16 protein-coding genes and 3 pseudogenes are annotated in these 15,807 nt (G+C 72.2%); 12 read left to right on the plus strand and 7 right to left on the minus strand.

Annotated features, from left to right (window positions below; translation table 11 throughout):
* Nucleotides 1-23 precede the first annotated feature (23 nt).
* The 7 genes and pseudogenes from KSF81_RS00085 (at nucleotide 24) to KSF81_RS00110 (ending at nucleotide 5,062) form a co-directional block, all read left to right on the plus strand.
* Entirely contained in the window at nucleotides 24-1,013 is a 990-nt protein-coding gene (locus tag KSF81_RS00085; protein WP_217377200.1) for a tripartite tricarboxylate transporter substrate binding protein, read from the plus strand.
* A gap of 12 nt (nucleotides 1,014-1,025) precedes the next feature.
* Nucleotides 1,026-1,772 (plus strand): annotated as a pseudogene (locus KSF81_RS00090) (Bug family tripartite tricarboxylate transporter substrate binding protein); the annotation flags it as partial.
* Nucleotides 1,773-1,851: 79 nt separating this feature from the next.
* Nucleotides 1,852-2,019, plus strand: coding sequence for a hypothetical protein (locus KSF81_RS28735; RefSeq protein ID WP_254453284.1), 168 nt, complete (start codon nucleotides 1,852-1,854; stop codon nucleotides 2,017-2,019).
* A gap of 48 nt (nucleotides 2,020-2,067) precedes the next feature.
* A complete protein-coding gene (locus KSF81_RS00095) occupies nucleotides 2,068-3,024 on the plus strand; it encodes a tripartite tricarboxylate transporter substrate binding protein (protein WP_217377201.1) in 957 nt (318 codons plus the stop codon).
* Between the two features lie 14 nt (nucleotides 3,025-3,038).
* Nucleotides 3,039-3,539, plus strand: a pseudogene (locus KSF81_RS28740) (Bug family tripartite tricarboxylate transporter substrate binding protein); the annotation flags it as partial.
* Between the two features lie 37 nt (nucleotides 3,540-3,576).
* Nucleotides 3,577-4,014: a tripartite tricarboxylate transporter substrate-binding protein gene (locus KSF81_RS28745; protein ID WP_254453285.1), complete on the plus strand. Its 438-nt coding sequence runs from the start codon at nucleotides 3,577-3,579 to the stop codon at nucleotides 4,012-4,014.
* Nucleotides 4,015-4,087: 73 nt separating this feature from the next.
* On the plus strand, nucleotides 4,088-5,062 hold the full coding sequence (locus KSF81_RS00110; RefSeq protein ID WP_217377204.1) for a tripartite tricarboxylate transporter substrate binding protein: 975 nt from the start codon (nucleotides 4,088-4,090) through the stop codon (nucleotides 5,060-5,062).
* Between the two features lie 21 nt (nucleotides 5,063-5,083).
* Here the strand turns inward: KSF81_RS00110 and KSF81_RS00115 are convergent, their stop codons facing one another.
* Nucleotides 5,084-5,974 carry a TauD/TfdA family dioxygenase gene (locus KSF81_RS00115; protein WP_217377205.1) on the minus strand — a complete coding sequence of 297 codons (891 nt, stop codon included), beginning with the start codon at nucleotides 5,972-5,974 and terminating at the stop codon, nucleotides 5,084-5,086.
* A 208-nt stretch (nucleotides 5,975-6,182) separates the two neighbouring features.
* Between KSF81_RS00115 and KSF81_RS00120 the strand changes: the two genes are divergently transcribed.
* Complete coding sequence (locus KSF81_RS00120) at nucleotides 6,183-7,316, plus strand: M20/M25/M40 family metallo-hydrolase (RefSeq protein ID WP_217377206.1); 1,134 nt, start codon at nucleotides 6,183-6,185, stop codon at nucleotides 7,314-7,316.
* 28 nt (nucleotides 7,317-7,344) lie between these two features.
* Here KSF81_RS00120 and KSF81_RS00125 read toward each other — a convergent pair whose 3' ends face one another.
* Nucleotides 7,345-7,773 (minus strand): gamma-glutamylcyclotransferase family protein, encoded by a 429-nt coding sequence (locus tag KSF81_RS00125; RefSeq protein WP_217377207.1) that lies wholly within the window; start codon nucleotides 7,771-7,773, stop codon nucleotides 7,345-7,347.
* Between the two features lie 48 nt (nucleotides 7,774-7,821).
* Between KSF81_RS00125 and KSF81_RS00130 the strand changes: the two genes are divergently transcribed.
* From KSF81_RS00130 to KSF81_RS00145, 4 genes are read left to right on the plus strand one after another with little or no spacing between them, the layout of a single operon-like run.
* On the plus strand, nucleotides 7,822-8,745 hold the full coding sequence (locus tag KSF81_RS00130) for a hypothetical protein (RefSeq protein ID WP_217377208.1): 924 nt from the start codon (nucleotides 7,822-7,824) through the stop codon (nucleotides 8,743-8,745).
* 11 nt (nucleotides 8,746-8,756) lie between these two features.
* The gene (locus tag KSF81_RS00135; protein ID WP_217377209.1) at nucleotides 8,757-9,260 is read left to right on the plus strand and encodes an L-lactate permease; all 504 of its coding nucleotides are present in this window, start codon (nucleotides 8,757-8,759) and stop codon (nucleotides 9,258-9,260) included.
* Between the two features lie 49 nt (nucleotides 9,261-9,309).
* A complete protein-coding gene (locus KSF81_RS00140; RefSeq protein ID WP_217377210.1) occupies nucleotides 9,310-10,278 on the plus strand; it encodes a tripartite tricarboxylate transporter substrate binding protein in 969 nt (322 codons plus the stop codon).
* Between the two features lie 22 nt (nucleotides 10,279-10,300).
* A complete protein-coding gene (locus tag KSF81_RS00145; protein WP_217377211.1) occupies nucleotides 10,301-10,987 on the plus strand; it encodes a DNA-3-methyladenine glycosylase in 687 nt (228 codons plus the stop codon).
* A 5-nt stretch (nucleotides 10,988-10,992) separates the two neighbouring features.
* On the opposite strand, the pseudogene KSF81_RS00150 reads toward KSF81_RS00145, so the two are convergent.
* From KSF81_RS00150 to KSF81_RS00170, 5 genes and pseudogenes are all read right to left on the minus strand, one after another.
* Nucleotides 10,993-11,758: pseudogene (locus KSF81_RS00150) on the minus strand (alpha/beta fold hydrolase).
* A 91-nt stretch (nucleotides 11,759-11,849) separates the two neighbouring features.
* Nucleotides 11,850-12,131: a hypothetical protein gene (locus tag KSF81_RS00155; RefSeq protein WP_217381496.1), complete on the minus strand. Its 282-nt coding sequence runs from the start codon at nucleotides 12,129-12,131 to the stop codon at nucleotides 11,850-11,852.
* Nucleotides 12,132-12,228: 97 nt separating this feature from the next.
* The gene (locus tag KSF81_RS00160; protein ID WP_217377212.1) at nucleotides 12,229-12,921 is read right to left on the minus strand and encodes an SCO family protein; all 693 of its coding nucleotides are present in this window, start codon (nucleotides 12,919-12,921) and stop codon (nucleotides 12,229-12,231) included.
* Nucleotides 12,922-13,094: 173 nt separating this feature from the next.
* Nucleotides 13,095-14,168: a ribonucleotide-diphosphate reductase subunit beta gene (locus KSF81_RS00165; protein ID WP_375293291.1), complete on the minus strand. Its 1,074-nt coding sequence runs from the start codon at nucleotides 14,166-14,168 to the stop codon at nucleotides 13,095-13,097.
* Nucleotides 14,169-14,526: 358 nt separating this feature from the next.
* The gene (locus KSF81_RS00170) at nucleotides 14,527-15,705 is read right to left on the minus strand and encodes an MFS transporter (RefSeq protein WP_217377213.1); all 1,179 of its coding nucleotides are present in this window, start codon (nucleotides 15,703-15,705) and stop codon (nucleotides 14,527-14,529) included.
* Nucleotides 15,706-15,807 lie beyond the last annotated feature (102 nt).

A 15,807-nucleotide genomic window follows, 5' to 3' on the forward strand; every position in this document is an offset into this window, starting at 1 on the left:
AATCCCGGGAGAGCCTCCACGCCATGATCACCCGCCGCGCCACCCTCGCCGCCGGCGCCAGCCTGCTGGCAGCCCCTGCCCTGCACGCCCAGCCCGCCTATCCCAACCGCACCGTCCGGCTGATCGTGCCCTTCACCCCGGCCGGCACCACCGATATCGCGGCGCGCATCCTGGCGGAGCGGCTGACCCAGCGGCTCGGCCAGCAGGTGGTGGTGGAGAACCGGCCCGGCGCCGGCGGCAATGTCGGCTCGGACGCGGTCGCGAAGGCGGAGCCGGACGGCTACACCCTGCTGATGTGCACGGTCAGCAGCAGCGCCATCAACTACAGCCTCTATGGCGCGCGGATGCCCTACAAGCCGGAGGACCTGGCGGCGGCCGGGCTGGTGCTGAAGGTGCCGAACGCGATCTTCGTCACCAACAGCCTGCCGGTGCATACCCTGAAGGAGCTGGTGGATTACGCCAAGGCGCGGCCGGGGCAGCTCAACAACGGCAGTTCCGGCCTCGGCACCAGCCTGCACCTGACGGGCGAGCTGCTGAAGACGGTGACCGGCATCGAGATGGTGCATGTGCCCTTCCGCGGCGCCGGCCCGATGCTGCAGGAGGTGATCTCCGGCCGCATCCAGGTGGCGGTGGACAACCTGCCCTCGGTGCTCGGCCATATCCAGGACGGGCGGCTGCGGGCGCTGGCAGTCACCACCGAGGTCCGCTCCCCCGCCCTGCCCGATGTGCCGACCACGGCCGAGGCCGGCTACCCCGAGATCCTGGCCACCGCCTGGTTCGGCGTGCAGGTGCCGGCCCGCACGCCGCGGCCGATCATCGAACGCCTCGGCACCGCCATCGACGCCGTGACGAAGGAGCCGGCCACCCGCGCCAAATTCGCCGAATTGGGCGGCATGGCGCCCGGCCTGACGCCGGATGGCGGCACCTCGCCCGAAACCTTCGAGGCCTTCATCAAGGCCGAGATCGCCAAATGGGGCGAGGTGGTGCGGAAATCCGGCGCGACCATCGAATAGGGAGCCGCCGCCATGCATGCATCCCGCCGCCGGCTGCTGGCCGGCGCCACCCTGCTGCTCGCCGCACCGCGCCTGGCGCGGGCCCAGGCCTGGCCGAGCCGGCCGGTCCGCCTGGTCATCCCCTTCACCCCGGCCGGCACCACCGATCTGGTGGGTCGGCTGGCCGCTGAGCAGCTTTCTGCCCGGCTTGGCCATTCCGTGGTAGTGGAGAACCGCCCCGGCGCCGGCGGCAATGTGGGGGCGGAATTCGTCGCCCGCAGCGAGCCGGACGGCCATACCCTGCTGCTCACCACCATCGGCACCGGCGCCATCAATTTCGCCGTCTATGGCGACCGCATGCCCTACAAGCCGGAGGATCTGGCGGCGGCGGGGCTGCTGATCCGCGTGCCGAATGTGCTGATGGTCGCGAACTCGCTGCCGGCGCGCAGCGTGCCGGAACTGGTGGCACTCTCGAAGACGCGGCCGGGCGGGCTGAATTACGGCACCGCCGGCATCGGCTCCTCGCCGCATGTCTGCGGCGAGTTGTTCAAGCTGATGACCGGCGCGGCCATGACCCATGTCCCCTATCGCGGCAGCGCGCCCATGCTGACCGAGTTGATGGCGGAGCGGGTGGATGCGGGGATGGACAACATTCCCTCCTCCCTCGCCTTCATCCGCGACGGCAAGCTGCGCGCGCTCGCCACCACCGGCGCCCGCCGCAGCAAGGTGCTGCCGGATGTGCCGACGCTGGACGAGGCGGGCGTGAAGGGCTTCGAGGCCACCGCCTGGTTCGGCGTGCTGGCCCCGGCGCAGACGCCGAAGCCCGTCATCGCCCGGCTGGGGCGGGGAGCTGGACGCGGTGGCGAAGGACGCTGCCTTCCGCAGCCGCATGGAACAGCTTGGCGCCGACCTGCCCGGCTTGACGCCGGATGGCGGCACCTCGCCCGAAGCCTTCGAGCAATTCCTCACGGCCGAGCGGGCCCGCTGGCTGGATGTGGCGCGCCGCAGCGGCGCCAAGGTGGAGTAGAGCCCATGGCAGCCTTTCCCCGTCGCAGCCTGCTGGCCGGGGGGGGCATTGCTTGCCGCCCCCGGGCTTCTCCATGCCCAGGGCAGCGCCTGGCCGAACCGGCCGGTGCGCCTGGTGGTGCCCTTCCCGCCGGCCGGCACCACCGACATCACCGGCCGCATCGCGGCGGAGATGATCTCGCCCCGGCTCGGCCAGCAGATGGTGGTGGAGAACCGCTCCGGCGCCACCGGCAATCTCGGCGCCGAGCATGTCGCCCGCAGCGATCCGGACGGCTACACGCTGCTCTGCTGCACCATCTCCACCGCCGCCATCAACTATTCCCTCTGGGGCGCGCGGATGCAGGTGAAGCCGGAGGACCTGGCGGCGGTGGCGCTGCTGATCCGGGTGCCGAACGTGATCTTCGTGCCCGCCGAATCCCCGATCCGCACCGCCCAGGAATTGGTGGCGGCAGCCAAGGCGCGGCCGGGCGCGCTGAATTACGGCAGCGCCGGCAGCGGCGGCTCGCCGCATATGTGCATGGAGATGTTCATGATGCGCACCGGCACCAGCCTGGTGCATGTCCCCTTCCGCGGCGCCGGGCCGATGCTGATCGAGGCGGTGGCGGGGCGGCTGGATGCCGGCTGCGACAACATGCCCTCCTGCCTCGGCCATATCCGCGACGGGCGGCTGCGCGCGCTGGCCGTGACCAGCGCGGGCCGCTCCCCGGCCCTGCCCGATGTGCCGACGCTGGTCGAAGCCGGCGTGCCGGATTTCGAGGCCACCGCCTGGTTCGGCGTGCAGGCCCCTTCCCGCACTCCGCGCCCGATCATCGAGCGGCTGGGGACGGAACTGGACGCCATCACCCGGACCCCGGCCTATCGCGCCCGCATCACCGAATTGGGCGGCGACCCGCCGGGCCTGACGCCGGAAGGCGGCACCACCCCCGCCGCTTTCGAAGCCTTCATCAAGGCCGAGATTGCGCGCTGGGCGGAGGTGGTGCAGGTCTCCGGCGCCAAGGTGGACTGATCCCGGAGCCCCGCATGACCCTCCCCCGCCGCGCCGCCCTCGGCGCCCTCGCCAGCCTGGCCGCGCCGGGCCTGCTGCGGGCGCAGGGCACCTATCCGGCGCGACCGGTGCGCGTCATTGTGCCCTTCCCGCCGGGCGGCGCCACGGATGCGGTGGGGCGGCTGACGGCCGAGCGGCTTGCCGCGGAACTCGGCCAGCCCTTCGTGGTGGAGAATCGCGGCGGCGCCGGCGGCAATATCGGCGCCGAGGCGGCGGCGCGCAGCGAGCCGGACGGCTACACGCTGCTCATCGCCGTCATCAGCGTCTCCGCCATGGCGCCGCATCTCTATCAGCGGCTGAGCTTCGATCCGGTGCGGGACATCATCCCGGTGGCCCAGACCTGCCTGGTGGCGAACGGCATCCTGGCCCGGCCGGACCTGCCGGCGAAGACCCTGCCCGAATTGCTCGCCTTGGCGAGGGCGCGGCCGGGGCAGCTCACCTATGGCTCGCCGGGCAACGGCACCTCCGGCCACCTCACCGCGGAATACCTGGAAATCCCAGGCCGGGCTGGACATGCAGCACGTGCCCTACCGGGGCACCGCGCCGCTCATCACGGACCTGGTGGCGGGGCGGCTCGACCTCTGCGTCGACAACCTGCCGACCTATCTGCCGCATGTGCGGGAGGGGAAGCTCAAGCTGCTGGCCGTCACCTCCGCCGAGCGCTGGTTCGCCGCGCCTGAAGTGCCGACGGTGGCGGAATCCGCCCTGCCCGGCTTCGTCGCCACCCCCTGGTGGGGCGTGCAGGCGCCGGCCCGCACGCCAGCGCCCATCATCGAGACCCTGGCCCGCGCCACCCTGGCCGGCTTCCGGGACGAGGCGACGCGGGCGCGGCTGCACGGGCTCGGGGTGGAGGCGGCGCCGCTCGGCACCGCGGAATCCGGCCGCCACATCGCTGCCGAATACGCGAAATGGGGCGAGGTGGTGCGGGCGGCGGGCATAAAGCTGGATTGAGCGGAAGCGTGGCGGCCGCCCCGGCGTTGGGGCTACGGTGGCAGGCCATCCCCCTGCCAATGGAGGCCCCCCCATGCCACTGCATCGCCGCGCCGTCCTCGGTGCCCTGCCCCTCCTTGCCGCCCCTTCCCTGCTCCGGGCCCAGGCCGCCTGGCCGAACCGGCCGATCCGCCTCGTCGTGCCCTTCCAGGCCGGCGGCGCCACCGATGTCACGGGGCGGGTGATCGCGGAACGGCTGGGCCAGAGCCTCGGCCAGCCGGTGGTGGTGGACAACCGCGCCGGCGCCGGCGGCAATATCGGCGCCGATGCCGTGGCGAAATCCGACCCCGATGGCTACACCCTGCTGATGGCGACCATCGGCACCGCCAGCATCAACCAGTTCCTCTACAAGCAGATGCCCTTCGACCCACAGAAGGACCTGGCCTCGATCGCGCAGGTGAACCAGGTGGCCAATGGGATCATCGTCAATCCCAATACGGCGGCGAATACCCTGGCCGAGCTGATCGCGCTGGCCAAGAAGGACCCGGGGGGCATGAATTACGGCACCCCCGGCAATGGCACCTCCGGCCATCTCTGCGCCGAATTGCTGAAAAGCCGCGCCGGGATCGATATCCAGCACGTGCCCTATCGCGGCACCGGCGGGGTGCTGCCGGAATTGCTGGCGGGGCGGCTGGAACTGGCGGTGGACAACCTGCCGGCCTATCTGCCGCATCTCCGCTCGGGCGCGCTGCGGCTGCTGGCCGTGACTTCGAAGGACCGCTGGTTCACCGTGCCGGAGACGCCGACCGTGGCTGAAGCCGGCCTGCCCGGCTTCGAGGCGGTGGCCTGGTTCGGCCTGCAGGCGCCGGCGCGCACGCCGCAGCCGGTGATCGACAAGCTCGCCGCCACCACGCTCGCCGCCATCGCCGAGCCCGAGGTGCAGGCCAAGCTGCGCGAGGTCGGCAGCGAGCCGCGGCCGCTCGGCCCGGCCGAATTCAGCCGCTACATCGCGGAAGAGAACGCGAAATGGTCTGAAGTGGTGCGGATTTCGGGGGCGAAGCTGGAATAGCGGCGGCGCTGCCCGCCGGCCTCAGCCTCCCACCATCTTCGTCGCCGCCGGCACGCCGCCGCGGGTGGCGCCGGCCGTGATCTCGCCGAAGACCGCGCGGAAGCTCTCCGGCAGGGCGCGGGAGAAGGGGGTGGCGAGCCAGAGGCGCAGCAGGGTCCGCTCCGCCGCATCGGCGGCGCTGGCCTCGCCGGCGTGGACGCGCTTCCAAACCAGTTGCGGGTTGTAGAGCAGCAGGTCGCCGGCATGCAGCGGGATCGACAGCGCCTGGCCCGGCGCCGCCGCCGCCGCGTCCAGCGCCGCCAGCGCCGCGATCTGGGCCGGCTCGGGCAGGGTCTCGGGCATCGCCTCGCGGTCGTAGCGGCCGACGAAACACCCGCTGGTGGTGCTGAAGACCGGCAGCAGCCGTGGCTCGGCACCGGGTTCCGGGGCGCGGTGCGGCAGCGGCGCATGCAGCACCGCCAGCGCGGTGCGGTCCGCCTTCAACAATGCATTGTGCAGGGCGGGGGCCGAAACCAGGGTGATGCTGCCGCCTTCGCGCGGCTGGCCGAGGCAGAACAGCCCCACCGCATCGGCGGGGTCGGCATGGAAGCGGGCCGGCGCCTCCGCCTCCGCCGTCGGCCCGGCCAAGCGGCCGACCAGGGTGCCGTCCCCGTCCTGCGGCAGGGCGGTGCCGAGATGCGCGGCCAGGACCAGCAGCGCCGCTTCCACCGCCATCTCCGCCTCCAGCCGCTCCAGGCTGAGGCCGCGCAGCAGGACAAAGCCGCGGCCATTTTCCAGCCGCTCCGCCACGCCCTGCAGGATCGGGCCGAGATGCGGCAGGGGCGCATCCTCCGGCCGCTCCGGCCGGCGGTTGTTCAGGGCGGCGACGGTGGCGGCAAGCTCGGCTGCGGCCTCCGCGCCCAGTGGCAGCATCCAATCGGCGGGGGAGAGCGAGGCGCCGGTCCAGACAGCGGGACCGGCCTGGGGCACGAGACGGGGGGTGGGGTCATGGACCCATTCTATCAGTGCCCGCGCCTGGCCGGCAGAGAAAGAAGGCGGAAGAAAGGCCGGCCGGGCACCCTTGATGCAACGGCCCTGCGGCCGCAGGCTGCCGGCCCGACCGTATCTGAGGAAATCCCGCATGGACGCGCCCGCCCTCGACCTGCCCTTCGATGCCGAGGCCATGCTGCCCGGCCTCCGCCGCTGGGTGGAATGCGAAAGCCCGACCTTCGATGCCGCCGCGGTGGCCCGCATGATGGAGATCGCGGGGCGCGACCTGGCGCTGATGGGCGCGCGGATCGAGACCATCCCGGGCCGGCTGGGCTATGGCCCCTGCCTCCGCGCCAGCTTCCCGCATCCGCGCGCGCATGAGCCCGGCATCCTGGTGATGGGGCATCTCGACACGGTGCACCCGATCGGCACGCTGGGGCCGCTGCCCTGGCGGCGCGAGGGCAACCGGGTCTATGGCCCCGGCATCTACGACATGAAGGGCGGCAATTACATCGCCATCGAGGCGATCCGGCAATTGCTGCGCGCCGGCATCGCCACCAGCCGGCCGGTGACGGTGCTGCTGACCAGCGACGAGGAGGTCGGCAGCCCCTCCACCCGCGACCTGATTGAGGCCGAGGCGGCGCGCCATGCCGTGGTGCTGGTGCCGGAGCCGGCGCGGCCGGATGGCGGCGTGGTGACGGGCCGCTACGCCATCGCCCGCTTCAACCTGCGCACGACAGGCAAGCCGAGCCACGCCGGGGCGCGCCTGGCGGACGGGCGCAGCGCGATCCGCGAGATGTGCCGCCAGGTGGTGGCGATCGAGGCGATGACCTCGGATGCCGTCACCTATTCCATCGGCGTCATCCATGGCGGGCAATGGGTGAATTGCGTCGCCACCCATTGCGACGCCGAGAGCCTCTCCATGGCCAAGCGCCAGGAGGACCTCGATGAGGCGGTGGAGCGCATGCTCTCGCTCCGCCCCACCGGCAACGACGTGCAGCTCGCGGTGACGCGCGGCGTGACGCGGCCGGTCTGGGAGCCGGACGAGCGGGGCATGGCGCTCTACGCCACCGCCCGCGGCATCGCCCAGCGCATCGGCTTCGACATCAGCAGCCAGAGCAGCGGCGGCGGTTCGGACGGCAATTTCACCGGCGCCATGGGCGTGCCGACGCTCGACGGGCTCGGCGTGCAGGGCGCCGGCGGGCATACGCTGGAGGAACACCTGATCCTCGACAGCCTGGTGCCGCGGGCGCGGCTGCTGGCAGGGCTGTTGCAGGTGGCGTGAGCGGAGGGCTGGCCCTGGGCAGCGCGGCCTATGCCACGCGGCACGCGGCTGCCAGCGCGGCCTCCAGCGGGGCGGGGTCGAAGCCGAAGTCGCGGTAGCCGTCGCGCAGGCGCCGGATGTATTCCGCGGCTGGCGGGCCGGGGCGGTCGATGATCTCGTGATAGATCCAGGCCTCGCCGAGACCCGCCACGGGCGCCGGCAGGGCCAGCCTGTCACGCCGGTAGCAATGCGGGCCTTCGTAGCGGTCCAGCGCCGCCAGGTGCCCGGGCGTCACATGCCATAGCCCGATCGGGCAGGCGGCGGCGGGGTCGGGCTCGACCAGGGCGAAGCGGCGCAGCACCAGGCGCCAGCCGGGCAGCAGCGCCTGCCCCGCCACCGTGGCGCCGGGGCAGCGCCGCGCCATCTGCGCATACCAGAGATTGCTGCCATAGGCGGCATAGAGGCTCGGGGCTGTCATGCAGGCCCCACCCTGGCGCGAGCGGCCCGCCCCGGCAAGGATGCCGGCATGACCCTGCTGCTCCAGGCCCTGCCCCTGCTGCTTCTCCTGTTGCTGCTCGGCAGCGGCCGGGCCGGGCCGGTCGGTGCCTGCCTGGTGGCGTTGGTGGCGGCGGTGCCGGCGGCGCTGGTCTCGCTGCCCGCGGGCACGGCGCTGCCGGGCTTCCTGGCGATGGAGGTGCTGCGCGGCGCCTTCCTGGCGCTGCAACCGGTGGCGGTGGTGGCGGGCGGGTTGCTGTTCCATGCCGCGGTCTCGGGCGATGGGGCGCCGGCGCCCCGCCCCGCCACCGCCGCCCGCGTCTTCGCCGTCACCCTGCCCATGGGCGCCTTCCTGGAGAGCGTGACCGGCTTCGCGGTGGGCGCGGTCTTTGCGCTGACGGCGCTGCGCGGCATGGGGATCGGGGCGGATGACCATGGGCGCGATGGCGCCCGGCCGCACCCGCCGGGCTCCGGCGCCGTGGCCGGGGCGCTGGCCCTGCAGGCGCTGGTGCTGGTGCCCTGGGGCGGGCTGGGGCCGGGGACAGCGCTCGGCGCGGTGCTGGCGGGGGTGCCGGCGCAGCAGGTGGCAATGGTGGCGGCCTGGCCGAATGCCGCCTGGCTGGTGCTGATGGGGCCGGTGCTCTGGGGGCTTTCGGCGCGGGCCGGGGTGCCGGTGGCGGGGCGGGAGCGCGCCGTGCAGCTTGCCATGCTGGGCAGCATGGCCACGCTGCTGATCCTGGCGAACCTCACTTTGCCCTTCGAGGTGGCGGGGATTCTCGCCAGCGGCCCGGTGCTGGTCTGGGCGCTGTGGCGGGCCGACCCGCCGCGCGACCTGGTGGCCGCGCTCGGCGCCGCCGCGCCCTATCTGCTGCTCACCGCCTGCCTGCTGCTGGCGCGGCTCTGGCGGGATGCGCCGGCCTTCCGGCCCTTCGCCGAATCCCGGGCCTGCCGCTGACCCATGTGGCCGTGGTGCTGTGGCTGGTCTCGGCGGCGCTGCTGCTGCGGCACCGGGATGGCGGGCCCCGGGCGGGGGCGGCGCTGCGGCGGGCGCTGCGGCCGGCGCTGGCCATGCTGCTCTATGTGGTGCTGGGGCGGGTGCTGGCGGGCAGCGGCGCGGCGGCGGCGCTGGCGGCGGCGGCGGTGGCGGGGCTCGGGCCGCTGGCGCCCTATGCGATCACGCCGATGGGGCTGCTCTCCGGCATGATCACCGGCAGCAATGTAGGATCGAATGCGGCGCTGATGCCGGTGCAGGCGGGGCTCGGCCAGGCGGCGGGCCTGCCGGCGGCGCTTGCGCCGGGCCTGCACAATTTCGCCGGCGGCGCGGGCGCGGGCATGAGCGTCGGCGTGCTGGCCCTGATCTGCGGCCTGCTGGCCGACGGGACGCGGCCGGGGCAGATCTGGCGGCTGCTGCTGCCCTCGATGGCGCTGGTGGTGGGGCTGGGCTCGCTGGCGGTGTGGTTGCTGCGCTAGGCCGGCCGCGCTACGTCTCTATCAGTGGACGCCGGGAGGAAAAGAACACATGACCACACGACGCGCCTTGCTCGGTGCCCCCTTGGCCGGGCTGCTGGCCGCGCCCGCCCTGCATGCGCAGCCAGGCTTCCCCAACCGGCCGCTGCGCATCATCGTCACCTATCCGCCGGGCGGCGTGACCGACCTCATGGGCCGCATCATGGCGGAGCCGCTGGGGGTGCGCCTCGGTCAGCCGGTGGTGGTGGAGAACCGGGCCGGCGCCGGCGGCAATATCGGCGTGCAGGCCGCGGCCCAGGCCGATCCGGACGGCTATACCCTGCTGCTCGGCACCGCCGCGACGCATGGGGTGAACCCGGTGCTCTATGCCAATTCCGGCGTCGATGCGGTGCGGGACTTCGCCACCATCGGCACCATCGCCGACATGGCGAATGTGCTTTCGGTGAACCCTTCCCGGCTGGACGTGAAATCCGTGGCCGAGCTGGTGGCGAGGGGCAAGCGCGGCAATCTGATCTATGGCTCGGTCGGCAATGGCAGTTCCTCGCATCTCTCGGCGGTGATGTTCATGAAAGCGGCGGGGTTCGAGGCGGTGCACGTGCCCTATCGCGGCTCCTCGCCGGCGGTGGCGGCATTGCTCGCGGGAGAATTCGACTTCCTCTTCGACACCACCGCCACCTCCACCACGCAGATCCGGGCGGGCGCCTTCCGGGCGCTGGCCGTCACCACCGGCCGCCGCGCCTCCGCCCTGCCCGATGTGCCGACCTTGCAGGAGGCGGGGATCGCCGGCTACGACCTGCCGGTCTGGAACGCCCTTTTCGTCCATCGCCGCACGCCGCCCGAGGTGCTGGCGCGGCTGCAGTCCGCCTTCAACCAGGCGATGGACGAGACCACCCAGCAGCGGCTGCGCGGCGCCTTCGTCGATCCCCTGGTCGTGCCCACGGCGGAACTGCCGCAATGGCTGGAGCGGGAGCACGCGCGCTGGACCCAATTGGCCCGCGACGCGAAGCTTTCGGTGGATTGATGTCCCTGCGTCGGAGCCGCTGATGGTCGAACTCGTCGGCGGTGCCGCCGCCCTCGCGGCCCCGGGCAAGCCCCGGGCCGAATGGGCCGGCGCGCTGCGGCACCTGCGGCGCGACCCGGTGCTGAAGCGCGTCATCCGCCAGATCGGCCCCTGCACGCTGGAGCCAGTACCGCGCGAACCCTATGAGGCGCTGGTGCGCGCCATCGCGCATCAGCAGGTGCATGGTCGCGCGGCGGAAGCCATTCTCGGCCGCTTCCTCGCGCTGTTTCCGGGCCATGCCTTCCCGCCGCCCGGCTTGGTGCTGGCCCTGCCGCCGGAGGCGATGCGCACCTGCGGCTTCTCCGGCAGCAAGGTGGCCGCCATCCGCGACATCGCCGAGAAGGCGGCCGGCGGGTTGGTGCCGACGCGGGAGGGCTGCGCTGGCCTCTCGGATGCGGCGCTGATCGAGCGGCTGGTGGCGATCCGCGGCGTCGGCCGCTGGACGGTGGAGATGCTGCTGATCTTCACGCTCGGCCGCCCCGATGTGCTGCCGGTGGATGATTTCGGCGTGCGCGAGGGCTGGCGCGTCGCCGCCGGCCTGGATGAGCAGCCGAAGCCCAAGGCCCTGGCCGAGATCGGCCTGGCCTGGGGCCCCTGGCGCAGCGCCGCCGCCTGGTATCTCTGGCGCGCCGCGGATGCGGCGAAGCGCAGCGTCTTCAAGCCGCAATAAAGGCGTCAGCCGCCTGCCAGGAAGGGCTCGATCAGCGCCAGGAAGCCCTCCGGATTCTCCGAATGTACCCAATGGCCGGCGCCGGGCACGGTGGCGAAGCGGGCATCGGGGAAGAGGGCTCGGATGCGGGCATGGTGCTCCGGCCGGATGTAGCGCGAACGCTCGCCGGCCAGCACCAGGGTCGGGCCGGGATAGGGGGGTGCCGAATTCCGGGAAGCCCTCGATCACCGGCATGGCGGCGGCGATCTCCGCCAGGCCGAGGCGCCATTCGGGCGGGTCCTGCCCGAAGCGCAGATTCTGCAGCAGGAAGCCGCGGATGCCGGGCTCCGGCACCGCCGCTACCAGCGCCGCATCGGCCTCCCGCCGCGTCAGGCCGGCGCGCAGCGGCAGCGCCTGCATGGCCTCGACATAGCCGCGCAGCGACGGCGGATAGGCGACCGGGGCGATATCCGCCACCACCAGGCGCGTGACCAGGCCGGGGCGCGCCAGGGCCAGCGCCATGGCCACCTTGCCGCCCATGCTGTGGCCGAGCACCGCGGCCGGCATGGCGCCCCGCGCCGCCAGCGTCTCCGCCACATCCGCCGCCATCGCCGGGTAGTCCATGGCGGCAGCGTGGGGTGAGGCCCCGTGGTTGCGGAGATCGGCCGCGATCACCCGATGCCCCGCCGCCAGCCGCTTGCCGATCGCGCCCCAATTCCCGGCCGAGCCGAAGAGCCCATGCAGCAGCAGCACGGGATCGCCTGCGCCGGCCTCGGTCGCGCTGAGTTCCATACCCGCCTCCTGCTGCTGCCCGGCCCTGGTGCCCGCGGCCCTGGCGCGATGCGTCCCGAGAGCCGCCCCCCCCGGCTGGCGGAGGGAGGATCTAGCGGTCGCTGGCCTCGGGGTGGCGGAGGTGCCAGAGCCGCTCATGCGCCGCGACCAGGCTCTCCATGTTCCGGCGCCGGTTGGTGTCGGGCGAGGTCGGGCGACGCGTCAGCATCATTTCCAGGATGCGGAGCAATTGCTCGGCCACCTCGTAATCCGCCTGGTCGCAGGCGTGGTGGAAGGCGATCAGGATCTTGTCGGACAGGCGGCGGCTGTGCCGCGGCGCATTGGCGCTGCGCGCCCCGTCGCGCGGCCCGTCCTGTTCCGTGTCCTCGTCCATCATGCCGGCCCCCCTGCCCTGGACCGCCGCAGCGCTGCGGAACGGGCCAGCAGATATGAAACACAAACGCATTGGTCGACCATGCGATGCGGTCGCGTCAACTGTTCCTGCGCGCCGCCCCACCCATTTGCGCCGCTACCGCGGCGGCGATGTCCTCCGGCCGCATCTCCGGCCGGAACAGCGACCGCACCCGCGCATCGGGTCCGACCAGGTAGATGAAGCTGGAATGGTCCATCAGGTAGTCCGTCATCTCCGCCCGCTGCACCCGTGCGAAATAGACCCGGTAGCGCCGCGCCACTTCCGCCACCTGCTCCGGCGTGCCGGTCAGCCCCAGCATGCGCGGATGGAAGCGGGCGACGTAATCGGCGAGTTGCGCCGGCGTATCCCGCTGCGGATCGATCGTGATGAGGGCCGGCACCACCTTCTCGCCGGCGGCGCCCATGGCATCCACCGCGGCGGCCATGGTGCCGAGTTCGGTCGGGCAGACATCCGGGCAGTAGGTATAGCCGAAATAGATCAGCATCCAGCCCCCGGCGAAGTCGCGCTCCGTCACCGCCCGGCCGGTCTGGTCGGTCAGGCTGAAGGGCCCGCCGAGCGAGGTGCCCTGGGGAAGCTGGATGCCACCGGCCGAGGGGATGGGCGCCTGCTGCCCCCCGAAGAGCATGCCAAGCCGGCCCGCGAAAGCCTCCGCCAGCCCCTCCCCCGGGGCACGGGTCACCCAGGCATAGGCCCAGACCCCGCCTACCAGCAGGGCCAGGAACAGGGAGAAGAGGCGGATCGTACGGAGCATGGCAGGCTAGATAGCCGCGACTGGCCGCAACCGCCAGGGCAAGACGGATCACGGCCAGACGCCAGTGGCCTGCCCCTGAACTTCGCCCGCGAATTTCCAGGGACAGGCAGGCCACCAAGCCGTTGTTTTCCGGTGCGCCGAAACCGGTATGGCGGCCCCGGCGCCCCCGCGGCTCAGTGCCGCGGCGTGGCTTCCAGGATCGCGCCGGCCGGTTGCGGCGAGGAGAAGGTGCTGTCCGAGAAGGCCTCCTCCCAGGTGCCCGAGGTGCTGGCCTTGGAATATTCGGTGGCGCGGTTCTCGAAGAAATTGGTGTGCTCGACCGCGTTCAGCATCTCGTCGAGCCAGGGCAGCGGGTTCTTCTCGATGTGGAAGAGCGGTTGCAGGCCAAGCTGCTGCAGCCGCCGATCGGCGATGAAGCGGATGTACTGCTTGGTATCCGCGGCATCGAGGCCCTGGACGCCGCCCAGTTCGAAGGCCAGGTCGATGAAGGCGTCCTCGTGGTTCACGATGGTGGCGCAGATGAGATAGATGTCGCGGCGCAATTCCTCGGTCCAGATCTCCGGGTTCTCCTGCACGAAGGTGCGGAACAGCCGGATCATGGAGAGGCAATGCAGCGTCTCGTCCCGCACCGACCAGGAGATGATCTGCCCCATCCCCTTCATCTTGTTAAAGCGGGGGAAGTTCATGAGGATGGCGAAGGAGGCGAAAAGCTGCAGCCCCTCGGTGAAGGCGCCGAAGGCGGCCAGGGTCTTGGCGATCTCCGGTTTGCTGTCCACCGTGAAGCCGTGCATGTAGTCGTACTTGTCCTTCATCTCCTTGTATTTGAGGAAGGCCGAGTACTCCATCTCCGGCATTCCCACCGTGTCCAGCAGGTGGGAATAGGCGGCGATGTGGATGGTCTCGATGTTCGAGAAAGCCGAGAGCATCATCAGCACCTCGGTCGGCTTGAACACCTGGGAATACTGCTTCATGTAGCAGTTGTTCACCTCGACATCCGCCTGGGTGAAGAAGCGGAAGATCTGCGTCAGCAGGTTCCGTTCGGCGGCGCTGAGGTTCCTCTGCCAGTCCTTCACGTCATCGGCGAGCGGCACCTCCTCCGGCAGCCAATGCACGCGCTGCTGCGTCAGCCAGGCGTCATAGGCCCAGGGGTAGCGAAAGGGCTTGTAGACCGGGTTGGCGGTCAGCAGGTCGAAGCGCAGGGGGTGTTCCTCGGGGGAGTAATTGCCATCGGCCATGATGCCCGCCATTGAATGCTGTGAAGTTGCGAGTCGTGGTGCCAGCTTGCCAGATTCAGCAGCCGGCAGCCTCAGGGAAATACGCGCCGGCGCGAAACGCCGAATTGTCTGCCCTTCCTGCCGCGCCGCGCCACCTCGTCTCCCGGGCTTCCATCCTTCAGGCTCCTGCTCGACAATTTGTCCCGTGCAATGCCGCAACGCCCATATCACGCGGCCGTTGCCCGCAAAACGATTCCTGCCCCGGGGCATCCCGGAATCCCGCGCCCCTGTGCCGTCCAGGCCACGCCATGCAATGGCGGCATCCTGGCCCCGCGCAGCCGATCAGGAGCGGAGGAGCATGACGATGCCGGAGCAGGCGGCAACCGGCCGCTCACCGCGCCGGCGTCACTGCGCGCGGCATCCGCAGCACCAGCAGCGCCGCCAGCGAGGCGAGGCCGAGCCCGGCGGAGACCAGCAGCATGCCCGCCCCCCAGGCATCCAGCAGCACGCCGAAGAGCAGCGGCGCGGCGGCCTGGGCGAGCCGCGCCGGGGCGGCCAGCAGCCCGGTCCGCAGCCCATACCCCGCCGGCCCGAACAGCGCGAGCGGCAGGGTGCCGCGGGCAATGGTCAGCATCCCGTTGCCCGCCCCGTGCAGCACCGCGAAGGCGGCCGCGGCGGGCCCGCCCAGCGCCAGCAGCAGCGCCGCGCCAATCGGATGCAGCAGGGTGGCGAGCCGCGCCGCCGAGAGCGGCCGCAGATGCCGCTGCAAGGCGAATTCACCAAGCCTGGCCGCCACCTGCGCCGGGCCGATCAGCGCCCCCGCGGCCACCGCGCCGGCCGCCGTGGCGCCGGCCTCCTGCAAAAGCCGCGGCAGATGCGCCGCCATGCCGGTCGAGACCAGCCCCACCACCGCGAAGATGAAGGCCAGCAGCGCCATGGCGCCGCGCTGCGCCGGCGCGGCCGCGACCTCCGGCGTGCCGGGCGGGGCCGGCGGCGGGGCGGGCGGCACCAGCAGCCGGTTCAGCGGCAGCGCCACCAGCAGGTGCAGCGCCGCCCAGGCCAGGCAGGCGCCACGCCAGCCGATCTCGGCCTCCATCGCCGCCGAGGCCGGCCAGCCCACCGTGCTGGCGAAGCCGGCGATCAGCGTGATGCCGGTGATCGGCCCCCGCGCCTCCCGCCCATAGAGCCCGGCCAGGGTGGCGAAGGCGGCGTCATAGAGCCCGAAGGCCATGCCGACCCCCAGCACCGCCCAGCCGGCGCCGAGCAGCAGCGGCCCCTGCGCCAGCCCCAGCAGCACCAGCCCGGCCGCCAGGATCAGGTTGGAGAGGCACAGCACATCCCGCCCGCCGCGTGCATCGATGGCGCGGCCCGCCAGCGGCCCGAGCAGCGCGGTCAGCAGCAGCGCGCCGGAGAAGGCGGCGAAGATCCAACTGCGCGACAGGCCTAGCTCGGCCGCCATCGGCACCGCCAGGATGGCCGGCAGGTAGTAGCTCGAAGCCCAGGCGAAGGTCTGGGTGGTGCCCAGTGCCAGGACGACCCGGCGCCGCCCCGGCCCGCTCTGTCCCTGCATAGTCAGCGGCAGCCGGGGCAGGCCATGGCAGTGCCCGGCACCAGCGGCCTCCGGCACCAAGCCGAGGGTGAGGAATGCGCCGCAGCCGCGGCATCCCCGCCG

Source organism: Siccirubricoccus sp. G192, from assembly GCF_019084075.1.
Classification (GTDB): Bacteria; Pseudomonadota; Alphaproteobacteria; order Acetobacterales; family Acetobacteraceae; genus G192.

Coding starts and splice junctions, on each gene's coding strand:
- KSF81_RS00085 (WP_217377200.1), top strand. CDS start 24: ATGATCACCCGCCGCGCCACCCTCGCCGCCGGCGCCAGCCTGCTGGCA.
- KSF81_RS28745 (WP_254453285.1), top strand. CDS start 3,577: ATGCAGCACGTGCCCTACCGGGGCACCGCGCCGCTCATCACGGACCTG.
- KSF81_RS00110 (WP_217377204.1), top strand. CDS start 4,088: ATGCCACTGCATCGCCGCGCCGTCCTCGGTGCCCTGCCCCTCCTTGCC.
- KSF81_RS00115 (WP_217377205.1), bottom strand. CDS start 5,974: ATGCTGCCACTGGGCGCGGAGGCCGCAGCCGAGCTTGCCGCCACCGTC.
- KSF81_RS00120 (WP_217377206.1), top strand. CDS start 6,183: ATGGACGCGCCCGCCCTCGACCTGCCCTTCGATGCCGAGGCCATGCTG.
- KSF81_RS00125 (WP_217377207.1), bottom strand. CDS start 7,773: ATGACAGCCCCGAGCCTCTATGCCGCCTATGGCAGCAATCTCTGGTAT.
- KSF81_RS00130 (WP_217377208.1), top strand. CDS start 7,822: ATGACCCTGCTGCTCCAGGCCCTGCCCCTGCTGCTTCTCCTGTTGCTG.
- KSF81_RS00140 (WP_217377210.1), top strand. CDS start 9,310: ATGACCACACGACGCGCCTTGCTCGGTGCCCCCTTGGCCGGGCTGCTG.
- KSF81_RS00145 (WP_217377211.1), top strand. CDS start 10,301: ATGGTCGAACTCGTCGGCGGTGCCGCCGCCCTCGCGGCCCCGGGCAAG.
- KSF81_RS00155 (WP_217381496.1), bottom strand. CDS start 12,131: ATGGACGAGGACACGGAACAGGACGGGCCGCGCGACGGGGCGCGCAGC.
- KSF81_RS00160 (WP_217377212.1), bottom strand. CDS start 12,921: ATGCTCCGTACGATCCGCCTCTTCTCCCTGTTCCTGGCCCTGCTGGTA.
- KSF81_RS00165 (WP_375293291.1), bottom strand. CDS start 14,168: ATGGCGGGCATCATGGCCGATGGCAATTACTCCCCCGAGGAACACCCC.
- KSF81_RS00170 (WP_217377213.1), bottom strand. CDS start 15,705: ATGCAGGGACAGAGCGGGCCGGGGCGGCGCCGGGTCGTCCTGGCACTG.